The sequence below is a fragment of the uncultured Algibacter sp. genome (genome assembly GCF_947487605.1).
GTDB lineage: Bacteria > Bacteroidota > Bacteroidia > Flavobacteriales > Flavobacteriaceae > Algibacter_D.
Genome location: NZ_CANKXK010000003.1, coordinates 323,616 through 350,581 on the forward strand (window position 1 = coordinate 323,616; position 26,966 = coordinate 350,581).

The 26,966-nt window shown below is 32.6% G+C and carries 23 protein-coding genes; 14 read left to right on the top strand and 9 right to left on the bottom strand.

Annotation, left to right across the window (positions count from 1 at the left end):
• Positions 1 to 21: 21 nt before the first annotated feature.
• From Q0739_RS05315 to gltB, 7 genes are all read right to left on the bottom strand, one after another.
• Complete coding sequence (locus Q0739_RS05315) at positions 22 to 681, bottom strand: DUF2490 domain-containing protein (protein WP_298237664.1); 660 nt, start codon at positions 679 to 681, stop codon at positions 22 to 24.
• A gap of 3 nt (positions 682 to 684) precedes the next feature.
• The gene (locus Q0739_RS05320) at positions 685 to 1,314 is read right to left on the bottom strand and encodes a carbonic anhydrase family protein (RefSeq protein WP_298237665.1); all 630 of its coding nucleotides are present in this window, start codon (positions 1,312 to 1,314) and stop codon (positions 685 to 687) included.
• A gap of 33 nt (positions 1,315 to 1,347) precedes the next feature.
• Positions 1,348 to 2,151, bottom strand: a complete 804-nt coding sequence (locus Q0739_RS05325) for a universal stress protein (protein ID WP_298237666.1) — start codon at positions 2,149 to 2,151, stop codon at positions 1,348 to 1,350.
• 8 nt (positions 2,152 to 2,159) lie between these two features.
• Positions 2,160 to 3,752, bottom strand: a complete 1,593-nt coding sequence (locus tag Q0739_RS05330; protein ID WP_298237667.1) for a SulP family inorganic anion transporter — start codon at positions 3,750 to 3,752, stop codon at positions 2,160 to 2,162.
• Positions 3,753 to 3,837: 85 nt separating this feature from the next.
• Positions 3,838 to 4,143, bottom strand: coding sequence for a hypothetical protein (locus Q0739_RS05335; RefSeq protein ID WP_298237668.1), 306 nt, complete (start codon positions 4,141 to 4,143; stop codon positions 3,838 to 3,840).
• Positions 4,144 to 4,252: 109 nt separating this feature from the next.
• Positions 4,253 to 5,716, bottom strand: a complete 1,464-nt coding sequence (locus Q0739_RS05340) for a glutamate synthase subunit beta (RefSeq protein ID WP_298237669.1) — start codon at positions 5,714 to 5,716, stop codon at positions 4,253 to 4,255.
• Between the two features lie 4 nt (positions 5,717 to 5,720).
• Positions 5,721 to 10,235 (bottom strand): glutamate synthase large subunit, encoded by a 4,515-nt coding sequence (gene gltB, locus Q0739_RS05345; protein WP_298237670.1) that lies wholly within the window; start codon positions 10,233 to 10,235, stop codon positions 5,721 to 5,723.
• A gap of 516 nt (positions 10,236 to 10,751) precedes the next feature.
• Between gltB and Q0739_RS05350 the strand changes: the two genes are divergently transcribed.
• The 5 genes from Q0739_RS05350 to Q0739_RS05370 all read left to right on the top strand — a co-directional run bounded on the left by Q0739_RS05350 (position 10,752) and on the right by Q0739_RS05370 (position 15,458).
• The gene (locus tag Q0739_RS05350; protein WP_298237671.1) at positions 10,752 to 11,774 is read left to right on the top strand and encodes an outer membrane beta-barrel protein; all 1,023 of its coding nucleotides are present in this window, start codon (positions 10,752 to 10,754) and stop codon (positions 11,772 to 11,774) included.
• A 119-nt stretch (positions 11,775 to 11,893) separates the two neighbouring features.
• A complete protein-coding gene (locus Q0739_RS05355; protein ID WP_298237672.1) occupies positions 11,894 to 13,171 on the top strand; it encodes an ammonium transporter in 1,278 nt (425 codons plus the stop codon).
• A gap of 218 nt (positions 13,172 to 13,389) precedes the next feature.
• Positions 13,390 to 13,728, top strand: a complete 339-nt coding sequence (locus tag Q0739_RS05360) for a P-II family nitrogen regulator (RefSeq protein WP_298237673.1) — start codon at positions 13,390 to 13,392, stop codon at positions 13,726 to 13,728.
• A gap of 22 nt (positions 13,729 to 13,750) precedes the next feature.
• Positions 13,751 to 14,971, top strand: a complete 1,221-nt coding sequence (gene amt, locus Q0739_RS05365) for an ammonium transporter (RefSeq protein WP_298237674.1) — start codon at positions 13,751 to 13,753, stop codon at positions 14,969 to 14,971.
• Positions 14,972 to 15,119: 148 nt separating this feature from the next.
• A complete protein-coding gene (locus tag Q0739_RS05370; RefSeq protein ID WP_298237675.1) occupies positions 15,120 to 15,458 on the top strand; it encodes a P-II family nitrogen regulator in 339 nt (112 codons plus the stop codon).
• Between the two features lie 86 nt (positions 15,459 to 15,544).
• On the opposite strand, the gene Q0739_RS05375 is transcribed toward Q0739_RS05370, so the two are convergent.
• Entirely contained in the window at positions 15,545 to 18,142 is a 2,598-nt protein-coding gene (locus Q0739_RS05375; protein ID WP_298237676.1) for a phosphoenolpyruvate carboxylase, read from the bottom strand.
• Positions 18,143 to 18,414: 272 nt separating this feature from the next.
• Here Q0739_RS05375 and Q0739_RS05380 point away from each other — a divergent pair, with 272 nt between their 5' ends.
• The 3 genes from Q0739_RS05380 to nadB all read left to right on the top strand — a co-directional run bounded on the left by Q0739_RS05380 (position 18,415) and on the right by nadB (position 22,804).
• Complete coding sequence (locus Q0739_RS05380) at positions 18,415 to 20,232, top strand: hypothetical protein (protein ID WP_298237677.1); 1,818 nt, start codon at positions 18,415 to 18,417, stop codon at positions 20,230 to 20,232.
• An 83-nt stretch (positions 20,233 to 20,315) separates the two neighbouring features.
• Positions 20,316 to 21,242: a quinolinate synthase NadA gene (nadA, locus tag Q0739_RS05385; RefSeq protein ID WP_298237678.1), complete on the top strand. Its 927-nt coding sequence runs from the start codon at positions 20,316 to 20,318 to the stop codon at positions 21,240 to 21,242.
• Positions 21,243 to 21,244: 2 nt separating this feature from the next.
• On the top strand, positions 21,245 to 22,804 hold the full coding sequence (gene nadB, locus Q0739_RS05390) for an L-aspartate oxidase (RefSeq protein ID WP_298237679.1): 1,560 nt from the start codon (positions 21,245 to 21,247) through the stop codon (positions 22,802 to 22,804).
• 151 nt (positions 22,805 to 22,955) lie between these two features.
• Here nadB and ssb read toward each other — a convergent pair whose 3' ends face one another.
• A complete protein-coding gene (gene ssb / locus Q0739_RS05395; protein WP_298237680.1) occupies positions 22,956 to 23,288 on the bottom strand; it encodes a single-stranded DNA-binding protein in 333 nt (110 codons plus the stop codon).
• 182 nt (positions 23,289 to 23,470) lie between these two features.
• Here ssb and Q0739_RS05400 point away from each other — a divergent pair, with 182 nt between their 5' ends.
• The 6 genes from Q0739_RS05400 to Q0739_RS05425 all read left to right on the top strand — a co-directional run.
• Positions 23,471 to 23,980 carry a DinB family protein gene (locus Q0739_RS05400; protein WP_298237681.1) on the top strand — a complete coding sequence of 170 codons (510 nt, stop codon included), beginning with the start codon at positions 23,471 to 23,473 and terminating at the stop codon, positions 23,978 to 23,980.
• A gap of 13 nt (positions 23,981 to 23,993) precedes the next feature.
• Positions 23,994 to 25,130: a serine hydrolase domain-containing protein gene (locus Q0739_RS05405; protein ID WP_298237682.1), complete on the top strand. Its 1,137-nt coding sequence runs from the start codon at positions 23,994 to 23,996 to the stop codon at positions 25,128 to 25,130.
• Entirely contained in the window at positions 25,127 to 25,666 is a 540-nt protein-coding gene (locus Q0739_RS05410; protein ID WP_298237683.1) for a GNAT family N-acetyltransferase, read from the top strand. Before Q0739_RS05405 ends, Q0739_RS05410 begins: the two co-directional genes overlap by 4 nt.
• Complete coding sequence (locus Q0739_RS05415) at positions 25,659 to 26,009, top strand: hypothetical protein (RefSeq protein ID WP_298237684.1); 351 nt, start codon at positions 25,659 to 25,661, stop codon at positions 26,007 to 26,009. The genes Q0739_RS05410 and Q0739_RS05415 overlap by 8 nt, the downstream gene beginning before the upstream one ends.
• A gap of 1 nt (position 26,010) precedes the next feature.
• Positions 26,011 to 26,496, top strand: coding sequence for a hypothetical protein (locus Q0739_RS05420; RefSeq protein WP_298237685.1), 486 nt, complete (start codon positions 26,011 to 26,013; stop codon positions 26,494 to 26,496).
• A gap of 102 nt (positions 26,497 to 26,598) precedes the next feature.
• Positions 26,599 to 26,966 (top strand): transposase (locus Q0739_RS05425; RefSeq protein ID WP_298237686.1); only part of this gene is annotated, 368 nt, incomplete at its 3' end.

A 26,966-nucleotide genomic window follows, 5' to 3' on the forward strand; every position in this document is an offset into this window, starting at 1 on the left:
ATTTAACATTTTCTTGTGTTTTCAAAGATTCACAAAAGCAATAATATTTAATTGATCTCTACCAGAGGTTTCAAAAAATTGATTCATATAACCTGCTTCTAAACGTATTTTACTAGTTAGATGATAACCTAAGCCTGTATAAAGTCTATTTCTATCAAACACAGCACTTTCTGTGTTTAAAAAAACCTCATCATAGACCGAAAAATACAATTTTTTCGATTTGAAAAAAGGGATATTGATTGCCAAAAAATACCTGAAACGCATTTTAAAATCTTCTTCTACAAACCGTTGTTCAAATCGATACCTATGCGTCAATTTAATGCGACCAATTTTTTGCTTTGAAATAAATTGTTGGAATATTCTGTGTTCATTAACAGATATTTTATCATCGCTGTCATCAACATAGTTTTCAGAAAGAATATAGCCGTAGCCAAATAAAATATTATTTCTACCTTCATTAAAACTATATCCCAAACCAGTACGTAGTAATAGCTGTTCTAAATCGCCTGCAGCATCATAGTTTCTATATTGAACTTCATTATGAAAATCCCAATTATTCTTTAGCTTTACATTTCCTATGTAAATCAACCAATTACCAAAATTACTATCCTGTGAAGTACCCTTATAAGGTGTTAACAGAACAAGTAGAAAAAGTGAAAATATTATTTTAAGGTTCGTCATACCTTATTCATAAAATGTTACAGCACCAGTTTTGATATCGTACATGCCACCAATTATGTCAATCTCACCATTTTTGTGCATTTCTGCTAGCACACTACTATCTTCCAAGATTTTTTGAATAGTTAAGTTTACATTTTTCTCTGCAACATTATTAACAAATTCAATATTAGAAGAATTTCTAAGACTAACATCTTCGGGTTCCTTTATTGCTTTAACTGCTGGTTTAATTTTAGACAACATTGAAGTTAAGTTACCAAGTTCGGCATTATCACATGCTCCTTTAACAGCACCACAACTGGTATGACCTAAAACAACTATCAATTTTGTTCCTGCCAGTTTACACGCGAATTCCATACTGCCTAAAATGTCCTGGTTAACAAAATTTCCAGCTATACGTACACTGAAAATGTCACCTATACCCTGATCAAAAATTAACTCAGAAGACACTCTAGAATCTATACAACTTAAAATTGTCGCAAAAGGATATTGCCCTGTGCTTGTATCTGTAACCTGCCCAAGAAGATTTCTATCTACTTTAAGGCTTTTTTGAAATCTCTTATTACCAGCTTTCAATTCATCTAATGCAGAATTAGGCGTCATTGCAGCTTGCGTTTCTTTAGTATGTGCTTTCATATATTATGATATTTTAATTAATGATTTTAGGAATTATATTGCTTGTTGAGCAGATAAAAGCATAGGAACTTTCAGTTTACTAATATAACTATTTAATTTTCTTCTCTTTTTACTTTTGAAATTACCCCTATTAAGGTACAATAAATTAATACCATTCTTTTCTAAGTATTTAGAAAGGTTCTTTACTGAAGAATCATTCTGTTCGAAAACAAATTCTACAGCGTCCTTAATATCAGATTGAGTATTATCTTCTTCACTATTTTTCGAGTCTATTATTTTAAACATTTTAATAGGATTATTGGTGTGTGGTAATAAGTCTCCAAAAATACTTCTGGAAGAGGTTTTATCAATACCATTTAGAACCCCAAGTGTTAATGATTTATCATGCTTGAATGTGCTTTCCTCATCTGTAACTAAAATAGGACCAGAAAAGGTATTTAAAACAAAATCGGTAAGTGTATCACCAACTAAGTTTAATATTCTTTGTTTTCTTCTTTTAACAACAATAACGTCTGGTTGATAATCTTTAATGTAAGTACTTATTTCATCATTTACTCGTCCGATTACAAATGTAGAGTTAATATTTACACCAAACTTTTCCGATGCAGATTTTGCCAATCTTTTTAGGCTATTATTTGTAAAAGTGAATTGATGATTTATTTCTCTCATTGCCGAAAGTTGATTGGTTTCTTTAACAACTTTCAAAGGATCCTTAACCCCAAAAAGCATTATTTCTCCATCAATCATTTTGGCTAAACTTATTGTGTTTTCTAACGTCGTGCTTGTTGCGTTATTATTATCTGAAAGCACTAATATTTTATATTTATTGGTCTTCATAATTTTTTTTAATTTAAACTTAAATTCGATTGTGGTCTTTCGTTGAAAAAATTGATAAAACTCTCGGGGTTTTCTATAGTTCCTCGCTTTGAAACAAGTTTTATGTCTATATCTCTCTCTTTAGCCTTAAATAAAAAGTCTTCTAATATTTCTATAATGTCGTTATCGAGATAACGGGTTTTCATAAGGTCTATTTCCAAATAGGTGTCTCTTGGTAAGTTGTCCAATTCTTTTAAAATAGCTCCTTTATTAAAGAAGGTTACTTCTTCTGCTAAAGACATTTTTATCCTGTGTTTTCCATTACTCTTATCTTCGATATGCAAGAAATGAGAGTTCTGATAGCTTTTAAGTAAGATAACAACTATTCCAACGGCTAACCCGAGTCCAATACCATAGAGCAGATCAATGAATACAATCCCTAATACAGTAACAACAAAGGGAATAAACTGTTTCCATCCCAATTCATACATTTTTTTAAATAATTGAGGTTTCGCCAATTTGTATCCAACTACTAATAAAATAGCCGCTAAAACAGATAAAGGAATCATATTAAGTAAGGTTGGAATTATAATAATTGAAATCAATAAGAAAAATCCGTGGATTATGGCAGACATTTTCGAAACACCCCCTGACTGTATATTAGCAGAACTTCTAACAATTACTTGTGTAATAGGTAAACCTCCAATAAGTCCTGAAAGGATATTACCCGTCCCTTGAGCTAATAATTCTCTATTGGTAGGTGTTACATTCTTGTGAGGATCTAATCTATCCGTTGCCTCTACACAAAGTAAAGTTTCTAAACTCGCCACTAAAGCTATCGTGAAAGCAACAATCCAAACTTCGGAGTTTGTAATCATACTAAAATTAGGAAAACTAAATTGCGCTAAGAAAGAAGCTGTATCCTCTGGTACAGGAACACTTACCAAATGAGATTGAGAAATAGATAACGTTTCATGGGATCTTGTAACGGCAAAGAATATGATGCCAACAACCACAGCTACCAAAGGCCCTTGAACAAGTTTGAATATCTTGTGTTTTTTGGACAATACTTTTTCCCAAAGTATTAGTATACCTAAACCAGCAAAGCCAACAATCATAGATCCTAGTATGATATTGTCAAAAACATTAAAGATATTTGTAAGCGTATTTTCGCTTGATGAGCTAAAAAAGCTATCTGCTCCTTCTGGTTCGGCATCGTAACCGAAAAAATGTGGTATTTGTTTTAGTATAATAATAATTCCTATTCCGGTTAACATCCCTTTAATAACAGACGACGGAAAGTAATAACCAATTACACCAGCCTTAAGAACACCAAAAAGAAGTTGAATTACACCGCCTAAAACTACGGCAACTAAGAAGTTTTGATACCCCCCTAACGCACCTATAGCAGATAAAACGATCGCAGCCAAACCAGCCGCAGGACCACTAACACCAATATTAGAGCCACTAAGACTCCCTACCACAATTCCTCCAACAATACCAGCAATTAAACCAGAAAATAGTGGTGCGCCGCTGGCTAATGCAATACCTAAACATAAAGGTAGTGCAACAAAAAATACAACGATACTTGCAGGCAAGTCGTTTTTTAAAGTTTTAAACATATTAAAAAATGAATTTATAGTCTAAGTTTAAAAAACCTAAACTAAATTAATACTTGAGTGGCTTAACAATGAAGCCTGAAAAACATTATGATAATATGCTTAATTCCGGAGGTGGTGAAATTAAATTTAGGTGCGGTTTAGGATAATTTTTGAAGTAATACCCTAAGCTATTATTGGTTTCGTTTAAATCAAAATCTGGCTCACTTATATTAAATTCAAAAAATAAAATTTCTTTATCTTTATTTTTTTCACTTCCTTTTTCTTCTTCTTCTGAAGAAGCATAAAATATAGAAACATCAATCGAATCATCAACAGCAACTAAAACTGTTGGCGCTACTAAAAACACCAAAAATATTGTTGATAAAAGTAATGATATAAAGTTTCTTGTCATTTATTTTTTTAAATGAGTGAACACAAATATAGTGTTTTAATTAAATAGTGTTTTATTATTTTTAAAAAATATTCAACAAAATTTTGTTTTCTTAAAGTAAAAACAATTTTTACATAGCTACCAAATCGCCAGAAATATCTTTAGAAGGTAAATTAGATTTACCCATTAAATAAAGATCGACTTGTCTTGCTGCTTCTCTACCTTCAGATATTGCCCAAACAATTAAAGATTGACCACGACGCATATCTCCAGCTGCAAATATATTAGGGATATTGGTCTGGTATTTTCCATACTCTGCTTTATAATTAGAGCGAGCGTCCTTTTTAATTCCTAGCTTATCTGCTAATGTGCTTTCTGGACCAGTAAAACCGAGAGCTAATAACGCTAAATCACATGGCCAAGTTTTTTCTGTGCCTTCAATTTCTATAAGTTGTGGTCGTTCACCTGGAACCATTTTCCATTCAACATTAACAGTTTTTAATGCTGTTAACTTTCCATTTTTATCTTTAACAAACTCTTTAGTGTTAATCAACCAGTTTCTTTCAACCCCTTCTTGATGAGAAGTTGATGTTTTTAACTTTAAAGGCCAAAAAGGCCATGGAGTAGTAGGCGAACGATGCCCAGGAGGTTTCGGCATAATTTCAAAATTCACTACTGATTTTGCGCCGTGACGGTTAGATGTTCCTATACAATCTGAGCCAGTGTCTCCACCACCAATAACAATCACATTTTTATCGGTAGCCATCACTTGATTCTTAACCTCTTTTCCAAACAACACTTTTGTTTGTTGAGTTAAAAAATCCATAGCTTGTACAACACCATCGGCATCAATTCCTGGGGTTGGCAAACTACGTCTTTCGGTTGCACCTCCACAAAGTACAACTGAATCAAAAGCTTTTAGTTCTTCAACATCGTAATTAACACCAACATTAACATTGGTTTTAAAAGTAATACCTTCTGCTTCTAAAATTGCTAAACGACGGTCTATAATTTCTTTTTCCATTTTAAAATTTGGAATCCCGTAACGTAATAAGCCTCCAATTTCGTCATCGCGTTCAAAAACAGTAACCGTATGTCCTGCTCTATTTAACTGTTGCGCTGCTGCTAAACCAGCAGGTCCAGAACCAACAATGGCAATTGTTTTACCTGTACGGGTTTTTGGAGGTTGTGGCTTAATCCATCCTTCTTTAAAAGCGCGTTCAACAATATTTTTTTCAATATTTTCAATCGAAACAGGATCCTCTATAATACCTAAAACGCAGGATTGTTCACAAGGTGCTGGACATAAACGTCCTGTGAATTCTGGAAAATTATTTGTTGAGTGTAATATCCAAGAGGCTTTTTTCCATTCGCCTTGGTGTACCATATGATTAAAATCTGGTATTAAATTACCAAGTGGACACCCACTATGGCAAAAGGGAATTCCACAGTCCATACAACGTGACCCTTGTTTTTTTGAATCTTCTTCGCTTAAAGGAACCGTAAACTCTTTATAATGTTTTACGCGTTCTTCTACAGGTGCATATGTTTCATCCTGTCTTTCAAACTCTTTAAATCCTGTTACTTTTCCCATGACATTATGTTGTTGTTAATTCTTCTACCATTGGTTCTTCAGTCTCTATACGCTTTAAAGCTCGCTTATATTCAATTGGCATTACTCTTACAAAGTTGCTTATGCTGGTATCCCAATTATCTAATAATCTAGTTGCAAGTTTACTGTCTGTGTAAAGCTTATGCTTCTCAATCAAGTTTTTTAAATCGGCAGCATCTTCTGGTAAAATATCTTCAAACTCTATAGTTTCTGTATTACATAATCCGTTTACAAATTTATTTGCTGGATCATAAACATAAGCAATACCACCACTCATGCCTGCCGCAAAATTTCTTCCTGTTTTCCCAAGAACTACTATACGTCCGCCTGTCATATACTCACAACAATGATCTCCAACACCTTCTACAACAGCGGTTGCTCCAGAATTACGAACGGCAAACCGTTCTCCCGCAATTCCATTAATATAAGCTTCACCTTGAACTGCTCCAAATAGGCAAACGTTACCAACTATAATATTTTCTTCAGCAACAAAATCTGCTTTAACTGGTTTTTTAACAATTAGTTTTGCTCCAGAAAGTCCTTTACCCAAATAGTCATTCGTATTTCCTTCCAATGTGAATGTTAACCCATGTGCTCCAAATGCACCAAAACTTTGACCTGCAGACCCATTAAAGTTTATATTTAAAGTGTCCTCTGGCAGGCCTAAATGCCCATAAATTTTGGAAATTTCATTACTAACTATAGCTCCTACTGTTCTATTTACATTCTTTATAGGATACTCTAAAGTCATTTTTTCTTTTCTATACAAAGCTCTATGCGAGTCCTTTAAAATTGTAAAGTCAATAACATTTTCTAAGTTATGGTCTTGCTTTTCGGTATTCTTAACTATTAAGTTATTATAAGCACTTGGTCTATGTAATATACTTGATAAGTCTAATCCTTTTGCTTTATAATGTGTTATAGCTTTATTAGCATTTATTTTATGTGTTTGACCAACCATTTCACCAAGCGTTCTAAACCCTAATTGTGCCATGATACCTCTTAACTCTTCTGCTATATAAAAGAAGAAATTAATAACGTGCTCTGGTGTTCCTTTAAAGTTTTTACGCAACTCTTTGTCTTGAGTTGCTACTCCAACTGGACAAGTATTTAAGTGACATTTACGCATCATGATACATCCTGAAGCTACAAGTGGTGCTGTTGCAAAGCCAAATTCTTCTGCCCCTAACAATGCCGCAATAGCAACATCTCGCCCTGTTTTTAATTGGCCATCGCATTCTACAACAATTCTACTTCTTAAATTATTTAAGACTAAGGTTTGTTGAGCTTCTGAAAGACCAAGCTCCCATGGTAATCCAGCATGTTTTAAAGATGTTAAAGGTGATGCACCTGTTCCTCCATCGTATCCAGAAATAAGTACGACGTCTGCTTTTGCTTTTGCAACACCCGCAGCAATAGTTCCTACACCAACTTCAGATACTAGTTTCACATTAACTCGTGCATCTCGATTTGCATTTTTTAAATCGAAAATTAACTGTGCTAAATCTTCAATTGAATAAATATCGTGATGTGGTGGTGGTGAAATTAATCCAACAAATGGTGTTGAGTTACGTGCCGCTGCAATCCATGGTAAAACTTTTTCACCTGGCAACTGCCCCCCTTCTCCAGGTTTTGCTCCTTGAGCCATTTTAATTTGTATCTCCTTGGCGTTGGTTAAATAATGTGAGGTAACACCAAAACGACCAGAAGCTACTTGCTTAATTGCAGAATTTCTGCTATCTCCATTTACGTCTGGATGAAAACGATTTCTATCTTCTCCTCCTTCACCAGAATTAGATTTGCCCCCTATTCGGTTCATGGCAATGGCTAAATTCTCATGCGCTTCGCGAGAAATAGATCCGTAAGACATCGCACCTGTTTTAAATCGTTTAACAATTTCTGTCCAAGGCTCAACTTCATCTAATGGAATTGGATCTAAATTATCAAATTCAAACAACCCACGAATAGTCATTAAATTTTCAGACTGCTCGTTAATAGTTTTTGAATAAACATCGTAACTCGCTTGATCACTCAACCTAACCGCTTGTTGTAATTTTGCAACCGTTGTTGGGTTAAATAAGTGGCGCTCTCCATTACGTCTCCATCTGTAATCACCTCCAATATTTAAACCTAATCGCTTATCGATTAAATTATCTGGGTAGGCATATTTGTAACGTTCGTTAATTTCTTTTTCAATTTCATACAGCCCTATACCTTCAATTCTTGAGGCTGTATATGGGAAGTATTTTTCAACAAACTGTGAGTTGAAACCAACTATTTCGAAAATTTGAGAACCTCTGTATGAATGCAAGGTAGAGATTCCTATTTTATTCATAATTTTTAATATTCCCTTGCCTATGGCTTGATTGAAATTATCTACTGCTTCTTGTTCATCCATTCCTGTAATGAAGCCTTCCTTCACCTGCATTCTAATAATTTCGTTAACCATATATGGATTAATGGCACTAGCACCATAACCAAATAGTGTTGCAAAATGATGTGGTTCGCGAGGTTCAGCAGATTCAATAATAATATCGAAATAAGAACGCTTACGTAAGCGGTTTAATTGATGATTTACATAAGAGCATGCTAATAGCGCTGGAATTGGAGCAAAATCTTGATTAACCCCTCTATCTGAAAGAATAATAATATTTGTTTTTCTTTCTAAAGCTTTCTCTACTTGCTTTATAATATCATCTAATGCATCTTCAAGACCGTTAAGTCCTTTTGCTTTAGGATATAATATTTCTATGGTTTCAGCTTTAAAGCTTTCAATTGAAATAGATCTGATTTTTTCTAAATCGGCATTGGATATAACAGGGTTTTGAATTCTTAATTTTCTACACTGTCTTTCTGTAATGCTAAAGATGTTTCTATCCTTACCTAGATTTAAACTAATATCGGTAACAATTTTTTCGCGAATACCATCCAATGGGGGATTAGTTACTTGGGCGAATAATTGTTTGAAATAATTCGAAATAAGTTGTGGCCTATCAGATAATACCGCTAATGGTGTATCAATACCCATAGAGCCTAAGGCTTCTTTACCTACAATTGCCATTGGCGTGATAACCTCTTGGATATCCTCAAACGTATAGTTAAATAAACGTTGTCTTGTTTTTATATCTATAGTTTCAATTGGGCAGGTCTCATTGGTATAAGGCACATCCCTAAGATGTAAACGCGTTTTGTCTAACCACTCTTTATATGGTCTTTCTGAAACGATTTTACTTTTAATTTCTTCATCCTCAATTATGCGTCCTTCATTCATGTCTACCAAGAACATCTTTCCTGGTTCTAAACGACCATGACTTTCAACATCTTCTGGTTCTATATCAACTACACCAATTTCTGAAGACATAATAAGTTTACCGCTTTTGGTAACTGTATATCTTGAAGGTCTTAAACCATTTCTGTCTAATAACGCTCCTATATAATCGCCATCTGTAAACGGCACTGAAGCAGGACCATCCCATGGTTCCATGATACAAGCATTGTACTCATAAAAGGCTTTACGCTCTTCAGACATGGTTTTATGCTTTTCCCATGCTTCAGGAATCATCATCATCATAATTTCTGGTAGTGATCGCCCAGAATGTGTTAATAGCTCAACCACCATATCCATAGATGCAGAATCTGACTTTCCTGGTAAAATAATTGGGAATAACTTTTCTATTTGTGGCCCAAAAACTTCACTTTTCATAATTTCTTCGCGCACACGCATTCTACTTACATTCCCACGAAGTGTATTTATCTCACCATTTTGACACATAAAACGGAATGGTTGCGCCAATTCCCATGTAGGCATTGTATTTGTGGAAAAACGCTGATGCACTAAGGCTAACCTAGTTACTAAATCTATTTCTTGTAAATCGGTGTAATAAGGACCAATATCTTCAGGCATAATAATACCTTTATATATTATTGTAGTAGTCGATAAACTAGGTACATAAAAATAGTTGCTTTCAGAAATTTTAGAATTGCTAATCTCATGCTCTGTAATTTTACGAGCTGCATACAATTTAGCCTTAAAATTAGCTTCAGAAATAGCTTCTGTTTTACCAATAAAAAGTTGTTCGATATTTGGTTCTGAAGCTTTTGCAATTTCACCTAATTGTGTTGAATCTACTGGAACTTTTCTCCAGCCAATCACAGATAGTCCTTGCGCATTAACTTCTCTCTCAAAAGTATCTTTACAAAATTTATATTGATTTCTTACTTTAGGCAAAAACACCATACCAACAGCATACTCTCTTGGTGCAGGAATAGGTAAACCGCTTACTCGTTTAAAATAATCATGAGGAATATCAATTAATAATCCAGCACCGTCACCAGTTTTACCATCGGCACTAACACCGCCACGATGTTCTAATTTTACTAAAATTTCTAATGCGTCGTGGATGATTTGATTTGTTTTTTCTCCTTTGAGATTACAAATAAATCCAGCCCCACAATTTTCGTGTTCAAATTCAGGCAAATACAGTCCTTGTTTCTTCAGCATAATCAACAAAATTTGGTTTAAAAACTTGAGTTGAAAAGCTAAGATATGCACTAAGGTTTAAAATACAATAATGCCTATTTCATTATTTCGATTTTAGAAGCTAAGCATCTATTAAAGTAATTATATATCAATAATAATAAGATTTATTAATAAATATTCAATGATTAAAAAACACTAGTAAATACAGAAATCTGAATTTATATTAATGAAATCTGAATTTATTGAAATAAATAACACTAATAACTAGAAAATACTGACAATAATTCAATTTTCTTATTTGTTGAAATAGCAAAATATTAAGCTAATTGACACATACCTTTAAAAAAATGGGGTAAATATTAAAATATTGATAAAAATTATTCAATCTACCCTACTTTTTATGGGGGTTAACTCTTTTTAACATAGTTTTGTCTCATTCATTAAGAAAATTAGATCTGATTTAAAATAACTTAAAAACTAAAAACTAATCAATTTTTCGGATCTAAATAAAATTAACAACTTAAAATGAAAACAATTATGAAAAAAATTATTACACTTTCAATGCTTTTTGTAGCAACGGCTTTATTTGCTCAGGAAGAAACAACAGAAAAGAAACTTACTATTAGTGGTAGCGTTGATGCTTATTATCAAACTTACTTAACAGCTTCTGATAATGATGCTCCATCTTTTGGAACTGCTTTTGCAGACCAATCTGGTTTTGCTGTAGGTATGGCAAACATTATAGCTAGCTACGAAGGTGAAAAAGTAGGTGCTGTTCTTGATTTAGTTACTGGACCAAGAGGTGCTGGAGCTACTTTTAGCAATGATATTGTTGATGGTATCGTAAATCAAGCATATGTGTACTGGAACGTGTCTGAAGGAACTACTTTAACAATGGGTAGATTTAATACTTTTTTAGGCTATGAAGTTATTTCTCCAGCAGCAAATTTTAACTACAGTACATCTTATTTATTCTCAAGCGGACCTTTTTCTCATGTTGGTTTAAAGGCAGATTTTACTTTATCTGATGATGTTAGCTTAATGCTAGCAATTACAAATCCTTGGGACACCAACAACATTTCTATGACTGGTGAATATGCACTTGGTGCTCAACTAGGTTTCCATGGCCAATATCTTAACTTATACTATGATAGTGGTAATGCTGGTGGTCTAGGTTTTGAAATTGACTATACAGGTGGTTTCGATGTATCTGATTCTTTTTTCTTAGGTATCAATGCTGCTTACAATGATAATGATGGTTCTGGTTTCTACGGAGCTGCATTATATCCTCAATTAGGTCTATCTGATTCTTTTGATTTAGGACTAAGAGGTGAATATTTTGCTTTACATTCAGATGCACCTATGTATGTTGAACCAAGCGTATTAGCACTAACACTAACAGGTAGTTTTACAGTTGATAACTTAATTATTAAGCCAGAAATTAGATTGGATTCTTTAACAGATGCTGATGGTGGTCTTTATGGAAACGTTCTTGATACTGATGGTATGCCTGCTGATAACCTAGCAGCTTTCACATTAGCTGCAATATTAGCATTCTAAAAACAGTAATACTGTTAAAATAATATTATAAAAAGAATAAAAGCAAGTGCCTTTTTACTAAATAAGTACTTGCTTTATTCTCCTTAAAATTAATTACTAACCATTAAAAATAAATAATTATGTCATTATTAAACATGCCCCTTATAATGCAAGACACCGCCGCAATTGAAGGCGATATGGGAATGTTATGGATGCTTATTTCAGGTATTCTAGTATTCCTAATGCAAGCAGGATTCACCTTAGTGGAGTCTGGTATGACACGTTCTAAAAACGTGGTAAACATTGCAATGAAAAACGTATTAGATATAGCAGTAGGCTCTTTAGTATTCTGGTTTATTGGATACTCTTTAATGTATGGTGAATCAGCTAGTGGATGGATAGGATGGAGTGGTTTTATGTTTAACCAAGGTCCAGCAGATTTATTCTTCCAAACAGTATTTTGTGCTACAGCTGCAACTATAGTTTCTGGAGCTATTGCTGGTAGAACTAAATATTCAACTTATATCATATTTTCAGTTGTTTTAACTGCATTTATTTATCCAATCGCAGGTGGTTGGGAATGGAATGGTGGATGGTTAAACGATACAGATGGTATTATGCCAGCTGAGTTTATCGATTTTGCAGGTTCTTCTGTTGTACACGCTGTTGGTGGCTGGGCTGCTTTAATCGCTGCAATGCTAGTAGGTCCAAGAATAGGAAAATATATTGATGGTAAAGCTGTTAATATTCCTGGTCATAACAAATTATTAGCTACTTTGGGTGTGTTCATCCTTTGGTTTGGATGGTTCGGATTTAATGGTGGTTCTCAATTAGCTTGGGGTGGCGATGACGCCGTTGGAGCTTCTATGGTTGTACTTGTTACTAACCTTGCTGCTTCTGCAGGTGCATTAGGTGCTTTATTCCTATCTTGGTTAAAATACAAAAAACCTAACTTAGACATGACGCTTAATGGCGCATTAGCTGGTTTAGTTAGTATTACTGCTGGTTGTGGTAATATGACTGAGTTTGGTGCTATTGCTGCTGGTTTTATTGGAGGTATTATTGTAGTATTCTCTATGGAGTTTGTAGAGCAAAAGCTTAAAATTGATGATGCAGTTGGTGCATTTTCAGTACACGGTGTAGCAGGTGCTTGGGGTACTTTAGTTATAGGTCTTTGGGGAATTGATGGTGATGCTGGTATTGGTTTATTCAATGGCGGTGGAGCAGATCAATTCTTAGCACAATTAATAGGTACTTTAGCTTATGCTATATGGGCCGTAGCAACATCTTTTATATTCTTAACAATACTTAAGAAAACTCTTGGATTAAGAGTTAGCGAAAAAGTAGAGATAGAAGGATTAGACCTTTCAGAGCATGGTGCTTTAGCTTATCCCGGTAAGAGACAAAGAGAAGTATAATAACTTCTATTTCACATAAATAAACTTGAATGTATAGATTTTTTTAAAATTCTAGTTTAGTTAGTTTAGTAAAAAAGGATGTTTTTAATATAAAAAAAGCATCCTTTTTACACGTTTTTTAAAAAAGTAATAATAGTTTTTCATTAATGGTATAATATTCTTAGTCACCTAAATATTTTTCTATTTTTGAAATCTTACTAATCAAAATAAGGCACATAATGAAGAAAATTGAAGCAATTATTAGAAAGTCAAAATACAGCACCGTTAGAGATGCATTGCATGAAGTTGGTGTTAATTTTTTCTCATACTGGGATGTAACTGGTTTAGGGAATGAAAAAGAAGGACATGTATACAGAGGTGTATCATACAGTACAAGTGATATTCAACGAAGACATTTGTCTATTGTCGTTAATGATGATTTTGAAGAAAAAACAATCGATGCAATTTTAAAATCTGCAGCAACAGGAGAAGTAGGAGACGGAAAAATATTTGTTTCAGATATAAACGAATGCTACAGAATACGAACAGGAGAAAAGGGTGGAGACACTTTAAAATAATAACATTTAAAATAATTTAATTATGGAAGGATTATTTACAGCTAATAATGTATGGATGATGGTCTGTACAGCACTCGTTTTCTTCATGCACACAGGTTTTGCATTTTTAGAAATTGGGTTGACAAGACAAAAAAATACAATTAATATTTTATTTAAAAATATTTTCATTATAACCGTTGGATTATTATTATACTATTTAATTGGTTTTAACTTAATGTACCCAGGAGAATTTAATGGCTATTTGGGATCAATAGTACCTGGTATAGGTGCACCTGAAAATGGTATGACTCCAGAATATGCAGATGGTGGTTATACTTGGTGGACAGATTTCTTGTTTCAAGGTATGTTTGCAGCTACAGCAGCAACTATTGTTTCTGGAGCTGTTGCAGAGCGTATGAAGATAGGCGCTTTTATGATTTTTACAGTAATATATGTAGGATTAGTATACCCAATTGCAGGTTCATGGAAATGGGGTGGTGGATTCTTAGACGAATTAGGTTTTTATGATTTCGCAGGTTCTACATTAGTACACTCTGTAGGTGGATGGGCTGCTTTAATAGCTGTTTGGTTATTAGGGTCTAGAATTGGAAAATTTAAAGATGGTAAGCCACAAGCGATTCCAGGACATAGTATCCCTCTAGCAACTGCTGGTGTTTTAATACTTTGGTTAGGATGGTTTGGATTTAATGGTGGTTCTGTACTTTCGGCAGATCCAGAATTAACGTCTTTAACTTTAGTTACAACATGTTTAGCTGCCGCATCAGGTGGTGTAGTTGCTGCTTTTGTTTCTTTTGTAAAATATAAGAATTTAGATCTAACCATGTTTTTAAATGGTATTTTAGGTGGTTTAGTAGGTATTACTGCTGGAGCTGATGTAATGACGCCTGAAAGCGCTATTATTATTGGTGCTATTGCAGGAGCTTTAATTGTATTTGCTGTTGCCTTTGTTGATGCTATTAAATTAGATGATCCTGTTGGTGCCATTGCCGTTCACTTAATTTGTGGTATATGGGGAACACTTGCAGTTGGTATCTTTTCTACCAATCCAGAGCATACTTTTGTTGCTCAATTAATAGGTGTAGCTTGTTATGCAGGATTCTGTATTGTAACATCTTTCCTTATAATTTTCACGCTTAAGAAAACAATTGGTATTAGAGTTTCTGAAAAAGAAGAATTAGAAGGGTTAGATGCACATGAGCATGGTATGGATGCTTATCCAGACTTTAGATTGAATGAGCACTAATAATTAAGAAAAATAAATTTTTAAAAAAAAGGATGTCTGTAAAGGCATCCTTTTTTTATGAATTTAATTCACTTGATCGATAAAAAGGCTTTAATATGTTCCTTATATTTTTTACTTTTATAAAGAGCAATAAACAATTAAAAAAATCATGAAGAAAATTGAAGCTATTATAAGAAAGTCTAAATATCGTGTAGTTAAAGAAGCGCTTCATGAGATTGGAGTTAATTTTTTTTCCTATTGGGATGTCACTGGAATAGGAAACGAAAAGGAAGGTCATGTGTATAGAGGTGTTTCTTATAGTACTAGCGATATACAGCGCAGACACCTCTCAATTGTTGTTAACGATAGTTTTGAAGAAGCTACAATTAAGGCTATTATAAATTCTGCTGGTACAGGAAATGTAGGCGATGGTAAAATTTTTGTTTCCGATATAAAAGAATCCTACAGAATTAGAACAGGAGAAAAAGGTGCTGATACTTTGAATTAACTAATCATTTAGATTTAGGGTATAAAAAAACGCTTATTCCAAATTTGGAATAAGCGCTGAATATAGTATATCTTCCTAGGTTTTAACTATGCAGAATTCCTGCTCGCATTAATATTACCAAACAACGAACGTGTAACAATTTTTTCAAATATCATTCTATCTTCATCATCAGCTAAAATACCCGCTTTATCAAATTCTTGAATCTTTTTAAGAGCGTATTGCTGAATTGTAAGCAAAGGCAATACAATTGATTCTCTAACTTCAATAGATGCTTTTCCAGATGGTTCATTCTCCATCAATTCATCATAACCCGTAAGCTTTAAAAGAAGGCGCTTGGTGGTAAGGTATTCTTCATAAATAATATTCCAAAAATCACCAAACTCTTCATCTTTCGACATATACTTTGTTAAATCGAAAAAAGATTTTGTTAAAGACATCATACTGTTTTCTAACAATGTTCTAAAAAATTTAGAATTATGGTAGAGCTGTTCTACCTTATCAAACTCATCTCTATCTTCATATTTTTTTAGTGCAGTTCCTACTCCATAAAACCCAGGGACATTTTGTTTTAACTGACTCCAAGATCCAACAAAAGGAATCGCTCTCAAGTCTGAAAATATGAGTTTATCAGATTTAGAACGCTTAGATGGTCTACTTCCTATATTTGTTTTAGCATAGTATTTTAAAGTACTCATACGTTCCAAATACGGAATAAACATTGTATGACTCTTAAAGTCTTTATATGTTTGATAACTGGTTTCAGCTAAATCGGTCATGACTAATCTATCTTCACTAGACATGATGTTTTTATCACCATCAATTCTATTTTTTATCCCAGAGCTTATAAGTTGTTCTAAATTATATTGAGAAGAATCTGGTGTTCCAAAGTTGGAACTAATTGTCTGCCCTTGTATGGTTAATTGAACTTCCTTGTCTTCAATAGCTGGCCCAAGCGATGAATAAAACTGATGTGTTTTCCCTCCGCCACGCGCTGGTGGTCCACCACGACCATCAAAAAATATAGCGGTAACATCATATTTTCTGGACATTTCGGTAAGTAATTCTTTAGCTTTATAAATACCCCAATTTGCCATTAAATAGCCGCCATCTTTTGTACCATCTGAAAAACCTAGCATAATAGTTTGCTTACTCCCTCTAGATCGTAAATGAGCCATATATTCTGGATTGGTATACAACTGCTCCATAACTCCTGGCGCATTTTCTAAATCAGGAATGGTTTCAAATAATGGTGCTATATCAACTGTTAATTCATCTTTAAAAGCAACTATTTTTAGCATAGCAAATAACTGCATTACATTTAATGCTGTTTGGTTATTGCTAATAATATATCTATTAGCACCACTTTCTCCATTACTTTTTTGGATGTCTTTAATTATAGCTATTGTTTTCAATGTATTGGAAACCATTTCATCTTCAAATACATCTAAATCAGTAATATCTGCTTCGGCTTTAGCTAAGATTTTAATTTGTTCAGCTTCAGATAAATCGTGATAATTATTTGGGAAAGAAGAACTTCCAGACGCTATTAAATGATCTATTACTGTAGTAAAAACAGAATGATGGATTCTACTGTCTTGTCGAATATCCAGTGTTGCAAAATTATACCCAAACAAGTGCACTCTGTTTATTAAATTATTAACTTCACTTACATATAATGATTGATGCTGGTCAACAATAATATTTCTAATACTTAATAATTCTTTTATAAATTCTTTAGAAGACATTGTGTCTTCCTCGACACTTTTTTGATTAGTACTATAATTATAGAACATGGTTTCTAAACGTATAATGCGTTCTTCAACCCCTCTAAAAGTAAGTTTCTTCCTTAAATCTTTTAAATCTTGATAGTATTTTTTATGAATAGCTTGCTTTAATTTTCTAGCAACTTTCAATGTTGTGTCTGGCTTAACAAAAGGGTTTCCATCTCGGTCGCCCCCAGGCCAAAAACCAATATTTATAATCTCGTTGTGTTTTTTCCCGTCATCGTAAATATTCGTCTGAATGTAATTGTATATTTCTCCAAACGTCTTATAAAACACATTCTCCAAATACCATATTAAACTTTTTGCCTCGTCATATGGTGTTGGTTTTTTGTGCTTAAAAAAAGGTGTCTTTCCTAATTGTCCGAACAAATTGTTAATTTCAGACAAATCATTTTGTTTTATAGCCTCGGTTAAATTTGTTATAATCCCGAGTACCGATCCAGGATAAAATTGTGTTGGGTGCGCTGTTAATACAATACGAACCTTAAACTCATCTAGATAATTTTTCAATTCTTCTAGTTTGCCCTCAGAAATTGCAGACCCTTTTAAATTTCTAAGAGTACCAACACCATCCATGTTATTAACAACTGGAAAAGCAGCATCCTCGATAGCATCAAACAAAACAACTTGTCGTTCTATATACTGAATAAACCTAAACAATAAGTTTATTTGGCTTTGCTTATTTCGTCTAGCTTGGTATTTTTTAAAGAATGTATCAACTATGGTAGTAGGATCATCACCTTTCTTAAATCCTTTTTCACAAGTTTCATGAAAAAGCGGCAATAAAACTCCCGTTTTGGTGACGGCATCAAAAGGCAGGGTCATGAATATACTATTGTATATCTGATATTTTGATAAAACACTCTGATTAAATCTAGTTAACTTTGGCTCTACTGACATGGTGTAGTTCTATTGAAAATTAAGCATAAAAATAGTGAAGCTATAATTAATGATGGCAGAGTAGCCAAAGTTTTATTGAATTTTTGCCTTTGACGAAATCTTATTGTGAATAATTAAAAAAAATGTAACCTAAATAGAAATCTTAATAATTCTAATATAGCCTTTTAAACTATCATATTTAATAATAGATATGATAAAAGTCATAATAGATGTTTTGTAAAACCAATATCTTGGTCAATTAATTTTATTCTAATTATAGAAAATATTAGTAGATGAAAAATATACATTCATTTCACATTCCTGTTATGGGTATTGGATTTACAATAGATACACCTTTAAAAGTTGCACAGTATGGTATAGATTCAGTAATATCTTTAGTAGATGATATTTTATTGGAGAAACTCCGAAAAATGTACAGCGAAAAATTTGAAATACCCTATCAAGAAATCACAGAAAAAATTGATGATTTTAGAGCAAAAAGAATTACATCTTATTTAAACTTGATTAGCGATTTGGCAGACAAGAAATTTGAAACTCTAAAAAATGTCACAGCCGAAAAAAGCGATGAAATTAAAACATACGTTAGCATGCTTCCAAATGGGTCGTCATTAAAAGCAGAATTTAATAAACTTACTAATAATGGATTAAATTTTACTGAAATTAAAAATTGGGCATCAAAAAATCTTAGTATGGGAAGTATTGATGTTAATATTATGACGAAAGTTGATAAAGATAATTATGTTAAAAAAGAAAAACTTCCTGTAGAATATAACGATGCACATGCTGCTCTTAGAGGTTTTGCAAACAGTAAATTAAATTCATCGGTAATTCTATCGGCAGGAATGAACCCTAGGTTATATGCATATATGTCTCAGTTTAACGATTTTTATCCAAATGAAAAAGGCATAATAAAAAAGAAAATTATTTTAAAAGTAAGCGATTACAGATCGGCACTAATTCAAGGTAAGTTTTTAGCAAAAAAGGGGCTTTGGGTATCGGAATATAGAATAGAATCTGGACTTAATTGTGGTGGTCATGCTTTTGCTACAGACGGATATCTTTTAGGACCTGTTTTAGCAGAATTTAAAGAAAAGCGTAATGAGTTGGAAACAGTAATCTATGATTTATTAAATAATGCTCTTATAGGCCAAAAGAGAACAGTACCAAAAATAGCATTAAAAATAGAGATTACAGCTCAAGGAGGTGTTGGAACAGAAGAAGAGCATGCGTTTTTAATGAATCATTATAATCTAGATTCTGTAGGCTGGGGGACACCTTTTTTATTAGTGCCAGAAGCTACTACAGTAGACAAAAAAACCTTAGATAAATTGGCATTAGCTAAAGAGGACGATTTATATTTAAGCAATATTTCTCCATTAGGCATTCCTTTTAATAACCTTAAAGACAATACTAAAGATGTCGAAAAAGAAACACGAATTAACAAAGGAAAACCAGGTAGTTCTTGCCCAAAAAAGTTTGTAGCTTTAAATAAAGAATTCAAAGAACAAGGAATTTGCACCGCTTCAAGAGAATACCAACATTTAAAGATAAAAGAATTAAAAAATCAAGAGCTACCAGTAAAGCAATATCAAGCTGAGTTTAATAAAATTACAGAGAAATCTTGTACCTGTGTTGGCTTAGGTACTTCGGCATTATTAACTTATAATTTAGATACTAAAACAGAAGGCAAAGGTGTTTCAATTTGCCCAGGACCTAATATGGCGTACTACTCCAAAGTAATGAGTTTAAAAAACATAACAGATCATATTTATGGGAGAACCAATGTAATAACACGATCAGATAGACCTAATTTATTTATTAAAGAATTACAGATTTACCTCAATTTTCTTAAAAACAAATTAGAAGAAGCTAAAGTATCAATGACTAAAAAAGATGAAAAATATTTACTAACATTTGCTAAAAACATGAAAGAAGGTATTTTATATTATCATCATTTGTTTAGTAATTTAAAACATGGTTTTGAAGGAACAAAAACAACTCTTTTAAATGAATTAGCCATTAATGCTAAGATTTTACAGCAAATAAATGCCGATATAGAAAGTCTAATTTTAGTTCCTGTTAAATCATAATTTTTAAGATTGCTTTGTTACAATACAAACATCTTTTAAAGGAATAATCTTTTCCATTTTTTAATTTCTTCAAGATATTTAAAATGAATTTAAAAGAAAAAATAGCTCAACTTAAAAAAGAAAAGAATGCTGTTATTCTGGCACATTATTACCAAGTTCCAGAAATACAAGATATTGCAGATTATGTTGGAGATAGCTTAGGGTTATCACAAAAAGCGGCCGAAACAGATGCTGATATGATTGTATTTGCAGGCGTACATTTTATGGCCGAAACAGCTAAAATTTTAAGCCCAGATAAAACAGTTGTGTTACCTGATTTAGAAGCAGGATGTTCGTTAGCTGATTCTTGTCTGCCAGAAGATTTCGAGAAATTTACCAAAGCTCATCCAGACCATGTGGCTATTACTTATGTAAACTGTTCTGCAGAAATTAAGGCGTTAAGTGATATTGTATGCACATCATCTAATGCACTAAAAATTGTTGATTCCGTTCCAAAAGAAACACCAATTATTTTTGCTCCAGATAAAAATTTAGGTAAATATATCATCAGTAAAACAGGAAGAAACATGTTATTATGGGATGGTAGCTGTATTGTACACGAAGCTTTTTCTATGGACAAGTTAATAGAACTGCACAAAAAACATCCTGATTATAAAATTATAGCACACCCAGAATCTGAAACACATATTTTAAATACCGCAACATACATAGGCTCTACTTCTGGAATGATAAACTATGTAAAGGAACATCAGAATCAAAAATTTATAGTGGCGACTGAAGCAGGAATACTTCATAAAATGCAGCAAGAAATGCCTAATACAAAATTAATTCCAGCCCCTGCTAAAGAAAATAATACTTGTGCTTGTAGCGAGTGTCATTTCATGAAAATGAACACACTTCAAAAGCTTCATGATTGTATGCTAACTGAAGCTCCACAAATTGATGTTCCAGAAGCTATTAGAGAACGTGCTTTATTACCAATTAAGCGAATGTTAGAACTTTCTAAATAAAAATGATTACTACAAATTATTTGGTTATTGGCTCTGGAATTGCTGGATTAACATTCTCGGTAAAAATGGCCGAAAAATTCTCCAATAAAAAAATTGTAATAATTACTAAGACTAGTGAAGACGAATCTAATACTAAATATGCCCAAGGTGGAGTTGCAATTGTTTTAAACGATGAAAAGGATTCGTTTAAAAAACACATTCAAGACACCTTAATTGCAGGCGATGGATTATGTAATAAGGAAGTTGTTGAAATGGTTATAAAGGAAGGTCCAAAACGTTTTAAAGAATTAATAGTTTGGGGTGCAAACTTTGATTTGGACACAAGCGGAAACTTTGATTTAGGTAAAGAAGGAGGGCATTCAGAATACCGTGTAGCCCATCATAAAGATGTTACTGGAGCAGAAATTGAACGCGCTTTACTAGCTCGAGCACATAAGTTGAAAAACATTACCATTTTACCTCATCATTTTGCAATAGACTTAGTTACTAATCATCATTTAATAGACAAAAACCCTAAAGAAAATGTATGCTACGGGGCATATATTTTTAATCAAAAAACAGAAACAATCTTTACTATAAAAGCTGATAGTACATTGTTAGCTTCAGGAGGCATTGGCAGAGTATATGGCCATACTACAAATCCAGTTATTGCTACAGGCGATGGAGTTGCTATGGCATATAGAGCCAAAGCTAAAATTAAGGATATGGAATTTATTCAATTTCATCCCACGGCATTATATGAGCCCGAAGGCGAATCATCATTTCTAATATCGGAAGCAGTAAGAGGTTTTGGTGCTTATTTGCGTAATAAAAAAGGAAATCGGTTTATGTTAGATTATGATGACAGAGCCGAATTAGCATCAAGAGATATTGTGTCTCAAAGTATTGATAATGAACTTAAAAAAACAGGTGATACACATGTTTTTTTAGATTGTACACATTTAGATATTAATACCTTTAAAAAGCATTTCCCAAACATATACCAAAAATGTAAAGAAAACCATATCGCTATTGAGACCGACTGGATTCCTGTAGTACCAGCATCACATTATTTATGTGGTGGTATTGAGGTAAATATGGATGGAAAAACTTCGGTTAATAATTTATTTGCCTGTGGAGAATGTACTCGAACTGGATTACATGGTGCCAACAGGTTAGCATCAAATTCTTTATTGGAAGCTTTGGTGTATGCTCATAATATTTTTAAATATCTAAGCACACATGATTGTGAAGCGATTGAGATTGATATACCAAATTGGAATGATGATGGAACAAGCATTGCAAAAGAACATGTTTTAATTCAACATAATTTAAGACAGCTACAAGCTTTAATGCGCGATTATGTTGGAATAGTTAGAAGTAATAACAGATTAAAGAAAGCCATTAAACATCTAGATTTAATTTACAACGAAATTGAAGATTTTTATAAAAAATCTAAAATCACCACTCCTCTTTGTGAGTTAAGAAATATGATTAATGTAGCACACCTCATAATCAGTCAATCTATAAATAGAAAGGAAAACAAGGGAGGGTATTATAATATTGATAATAATCAAAATTAAGAAGTCTGTCTAAAAAGTCGTCATTCCTTTAAAGGTTAAGTAATTCAAGTTATTGATTAATATGTTACTTCGAAATCAAAATTTCTGGTAATGACGTATCATAATTACTTTTTAGACAGCCTCTTAAATTAAAGATATAAGTAAAAACTAATTACTTCCCAAACATTAATAATTCGCTACATACAACTTCGGTAATGTAACGTTTGTTTCCTTCTTTATCATCATAACTTCTTGAAGTTAATTTGCCTTCAATAGCAACTTCTTTTCCTTTGGTTACATATTTTTCAATAATCTGTGCAGTTTTACCCCAAGCAACTACATTATGCCATTGGGTATCTGTAATTTTTTCGCCTTTATTATTCGTATAGCTTTCATTTGTAGCAATATTAAATTTAGCTAATGTTTTTCCTGATTCTAGATTGATGATTTCTGGATCGTTTCCTAAGTTACCAATCAACTGTACTTTGTTTTTAAGTGTGTTCATAATTTTAAATTTTATCGTTAAACAGTTAATACTATCGAGTTCTTATGTTTCGACAGGACAAAAATGCGACAGTCTCCAAATAATATTCGGTTGTTACTTATTTAAAATCGTTTGTAAATGTTTGTAGTCGTTTGTAAACGGGTAAAAATTTCTTATATTGGGCATCTATATCAATTAAACATATGACAATTGAAGCTATTACTACGCAGTTAGAAACTAATAAACATGTTTTTAAAACCCTTCTAAAAAATAAAACTGAAGCGGAATATTTATGGAAACCACAGCCTGAAAAATGGTGTTTACTTGAAATTGTTTGCCATTTAATAGATGAAGAAGTTGAAGATTTTAGAGCAAGAACAAATCATGTACTTGAATCTCCTGCACAGGACATGATGCCCATAAACCCAAATAATTGGGTAAAAGAACGTAATTATGCCTCCCGAAATTACCAAACTTCAATCGATATTTTTTTAAAAGAACGCAATAAATCTATTAAATGGTTAAAATCTAAAACTGAAGCTAATTGGGATAATGTTTTTGTACATCATGTGCTTGGTAATATGTCTGCCAATTTATTTTTGGCTAATTGGCTTGCCCACGATTATTTACATATGCGTCAAATTTTAAGATATCAATACCAATATTTAGCAGAGAAATCGCGCATCGATTTACAATATGCTGGTAATTGGTAAAAAACTATACCTAATGAAACATAAACTACATTCTTTTATACTCCTTATTTTTAGTTTAATTATTAGCGAATTTATTGTAGCACAAGAACAGCACCTTCTTGCCGAAACAGTTACAAAAACTTTAAAAGATAATAATTTAACAGGATTATGCTTTTCAATTATCCATAGCGATGGAACAAATAAAGATTATGCTTTTGGCTTTACCGATGTTGAAAAAAACCTACCATTATTAACCAGTCATACCCTTTTTTCTGGCAGCATTGGGAAAACCTATGCAGCTACCTTATTAATGCAATTGGTTGATTCCAGAAAAGTCGATTTAAAAGAAAAACTAATCAATTATTTTCCAGAATTAGATTGGTTAAATAAACTAGCAAACATACAAGACATTACAATTGAAATGTTGCTTCAACATACTAGCGGATTACCACGCTATGTGCTTAAAACAGAAGTTTGGGAAACTCTTCATAATAACCCAAATAAAATATGGTCTTACAAAGATAGACTCTCATTTATTTTTAATGACGAGCCCGTACATAAAGCTGGAGAGAGTTGGGCATATTCAGACACAAATTACATTTTAATTGGTATGTTAATTGAAAAAATAACTTCGGAAAACTATTATGATTTAGTACAATCTCAATTACTGAAACCGAATCAACTATCTAATACCTATCCGTCATTAACCCGATCAATTCCAAATCTAGCTGTTGGTTATTCCAGATTACCCGAAGCTTTTTTTGTTCCAAACAAAACTGTTGAAAATGAAGAGTATTTTATTAATCCACAAGTTGAATGGACTGGAGGAGGTATGGCTTCTACAACATCAGATTTAGCAAAATGGGCTAAACTATATTATGAAGGAAACCTATTTTCAAAATCTGCTTTAAAAAAAATAACAACACCAAACCCCAATGGTCTTAATGTAGAAAATAAAAGCTCTTACGGCATGGGAAGCTTTATATACGATTCCAAATTAGGTGAAGCCTATGGACATTCTGGGTTTATGCCTGGGTTTAATTCTATATTCATCTATTATCCCAATAAAAAAATTGCCGCCGCTTTACAGTTTAATTGCGATTATGCAGCAACGTCATTAAACATGAACAAACTAATTGACGATTTGGTTTTAATATCATTAGAGAAATGACATTTTACCTAGAAACAGAGCGTCTTATAATGCGAGATTTATTAGAGTCGGATATTCAAGGAATTTTCGAATTAGACTCTAATCCAGATGTACATAAATATTTAGGTAATAATCCTATTAAAACATTAAAACAAGCTAAAGACAGTATAAAATTTGTACGAAGTCAATATAAAGAAAGGCATATTGGACGTTTCGCAACTATTGAAAAATCTTCGGGTAATTTTATAGGTTGGTCTGGTATTAAATTAAATACTGGTAATAAGGAAGTTCTAGGAACTAAAAGAGATTTTTATGATATTGGTTATCGCTTTATTCCACGATACTGGGGTAAAGGCTATGCTACGGAATCTGCTATAGCTGTTTTAAATTTTGGTTTTAACAAACTTAATATTGAAACTATGTGCGGCGCAGCAGAAACGGGTAATATTGCCTCAAATAAAATATTACAAAAAATAGGATTAAAGTATATTGAGCAATTTCCTTATGAAGATGAAATGATAAATTGGTATGAATTAAAGAAAGAAAATTATGGATAAACAATGTTTAGAGTGTGGCGATAAAATTGTTGGTAGAATGGATAAAAAATTCTGTAGCGATGGTTGCCGAAATGCCTACAATAATAAAGTTAATAAGGATAGTAAAAACTTAATACGCAACACCAACAATAGACTAAGAAAGAATTACCGCATTCTTGAAATGCTAAATCCCCAGCAGAAAACAAAAACCTCACGAGCTAAACTTATTGAAGCTGGGTTCGACTTTAACTATTTTACAAGTATATATAAAACCAAAGCTGGCACCGTTTATTATTTTGTTTACGACCAAGGATATTTACCTTTAGAAGGCGATTATTATGCTTTGGTAAAAAGAGATAGTTAATATGCTTATAGTTATTGAAGAATCAAATTTTATTTTATTTCTTGTTTTTATTATTGCTATAATAATATTCGCAATTATCGCTAATTATTTCAGTGATAAGAATATGATTTTACGTGAATTAAAAAAGTCTAAAAGAAAATCAATTAATAATGCAAAGGAAGGTGAATATGTTAAATTTGTTGGTAAAGCTTTGCATGCCAACAAACCGCTTATTGCTCCATTATCTGGCAAAGAATGTGTTTACTACCACACTTTAATTGAGCAACAAGATGATGATGGCTGGGAAAAATATATCGAAGAAAAAAGACCTCAAGATTTCTTTATTCAAGTAAATGGAGAATTAGCCATTGTAAAATTAGCTAATCATTACGATTTTAGAAAAGTCCATGTGGTTTTTGACTTTAATGAAGAAACCAAGTCGTCGTTAGAGCATACTCCAAACATTGAAAAATTCATCAAAAAGCATAATAGGCACTTTCAGAAGTGATTCAGATACTTGATATTCAGTAAAATAAGTTGTATTTTAGATAAAACAAAACCCCGAAAACGAGCCGAACACTCAAAAAACGGGGTTTTATATTATCAAAGTATGTCTAAAATACAAAGAATCTCCGATTTACAGCATAATTTTTCATTCTTAAATCCATCAGAGAATTTTGACATGTACTTCAATCAATTTTTATCAAGTGATTTAGGGAAAATATATTCAGCTATTCCTTGGCAAGAGTTGGTATTGGCTTTTAAGCTCAAAGAATCTATTAAGGGCACTAAGAATTACTTTAGTCCAAAAGGTAAACTAGCCTTAATGTTTTTAAAGCACTATGCCTGTTGTTCTGATAAAAGACTAATAGAGCAACTTAATGCCAATATTGATTATCAGTTTTTTTGTGATATTCATTTAGGAGCTCATCGTTTGACCAATTATAAAATAGTGAGCCAAATACGCTGTGAACTGTC

Bases quoted from the DNA above. Each gene is read 5' to 3' on its own strand.
- Q0739_RS05410 (WP_298237683.1), top strand. From the start codon at position 25,127: ATGACATTTTACCTAGAAACAGAGCGTCTTATAATGCGAGATTTATTA.
- Q0739_RS05360 (WP_298237673.1), top strand. From the start codon at position 13,390: ATGAAGAAAATTGAAGCAATTATTAGAAAGTCAAAATACAGCACCGTT.
- Q0739_RS05370 (WP_298237675.1), top strand. From the start codon at position 15,120: ATGAAGAAAATTGAAGCTATTATAAGAAAGTCTAAATATCGTGTAGTT.
- Q0739_RS05330 (WP_298237667.1), bottom strand. From the start codon at position 3,752: ATGTTTAAAACTTTAAAAAACGACTTGCCTGCAAGTATCGTTGTATTT.
- Q0739_RS05375 (WP_298237676.1), bottom strand. From the start codon at position 18,142: ATGTCAGTAGAGCCAAAGTTAACTAGATTTAATCAGAGTGTTTTATCA.
- nadB (WP_298237679.1), top strand. From the start codon at position 21,245: ATGATTACTACAAATTATTTGGTTATTGGCTCTGGAATTGCTGGATTA.
- Q0739_RS05320 (WP_298237665.1), bottom strand. From the start codon at position 1,314: ATGAAAGCACATACTAAAGAAACGCAAGCTGCAATGACGCCTAATTCT.
- Q0739_RS05405 (WP_298237682.1), top strand. From the start codon at position 23,994: ATGAAACATAAACTACATTCTTTTATACTCCTTATTTTTAGTTTAATT.
- Q0739_RS05380 (WP_298237677.1), top strand. From the start codon at position 18,415: ATGAAAAATATACATTCATTTCACATTCCTGTTATGGGTATTGGATTT.
- Q0739_RS05315 (WP_298237664.1), bottom strand. From the start codon at position 681: ATGACGAACCTTAAAATAATATTTTCACTTTTTCTACTTGTTCTGTTA.
- amt (WP_298237674.1), top strand. From the start codon at position 13,751: ATGGAAGGATTATTTACAGCTAATAATGTATGGATGATGGTCTGTACA.
- ssb (WP_298237680.1), bottom strand. From the start codon at position 23,288: ATGAACACACTTAAAAACAAAGTACAGTTGATTGGTAACTTAGGAAAC.
- Q0739_RS05420 (WP_298237685.1), top strand. From the start codon at position 26,011: ATGCTTATAGTTATTGAAGAATCAAATTTTATTTTATTTCTTGTTTTT.
- Q0739_RS05355 (WP_298237672.1), top strand. From the start codon at position 11,894: ATGTCATTATTAAACATGCCCCTTATAATGCAAGACACCGCCGCAATT.
- Q0739_RS05335 (WP_298237668.1), bottom strand. From the start codon at position 4,143: ATGACAAGAAACTTTATATCATTACTTTTATCAACAATATTTTTGGTG.
- gltB (WP_298237670.1), bottom strand. From the start codon at position 10,235: ATGCTGAAGAAACAAGGACTGTATTTGCCTGAATTTGAACACGAAAAT.
- Q0739_RS05415 (WP_298237684.1), top strand. From the start codon at position 25,659: ATGGATAAACAATGTTTAGAGTGTGGCGATAAAATTGTTGGTAGAATG.
- Q0739_RS05400 (WP_298237681.1), top strand. From the start codon at position 23,471: ATGACAATTGAAGCTATTACTACGCAGTTAGAAACTAATAAACATGTT.
- nadA (WP_298237678.1), top strand. From the start codon at position 20,316: ATGAATTTAAAAGAAAAAATAGCTCAACTTAAAAAAGAAAAGAATGCT.
- Q0739_RS05325 (WP_298237666.1), bottom strand. From the start codon at position 2,151: ATGAAGACCAATAAATATAAAATATTAGTGCTTTCAGATAATAATAAC.
- Q0739_RS05350 (WP_298237671.1), top strand. From the start codon at position 10,752: ATGAAAAAAATTATTACACTTTCAATGCTTTTTGTAGCAACGGCTTTA.
- Q0739_RS05340 (WP_298237669.1), bottom strand. From the start codon at position 5,716: ATGGGAAAAGTAACAGGATTTAAAGAGTTTGAAAGACAGGATGAAACA.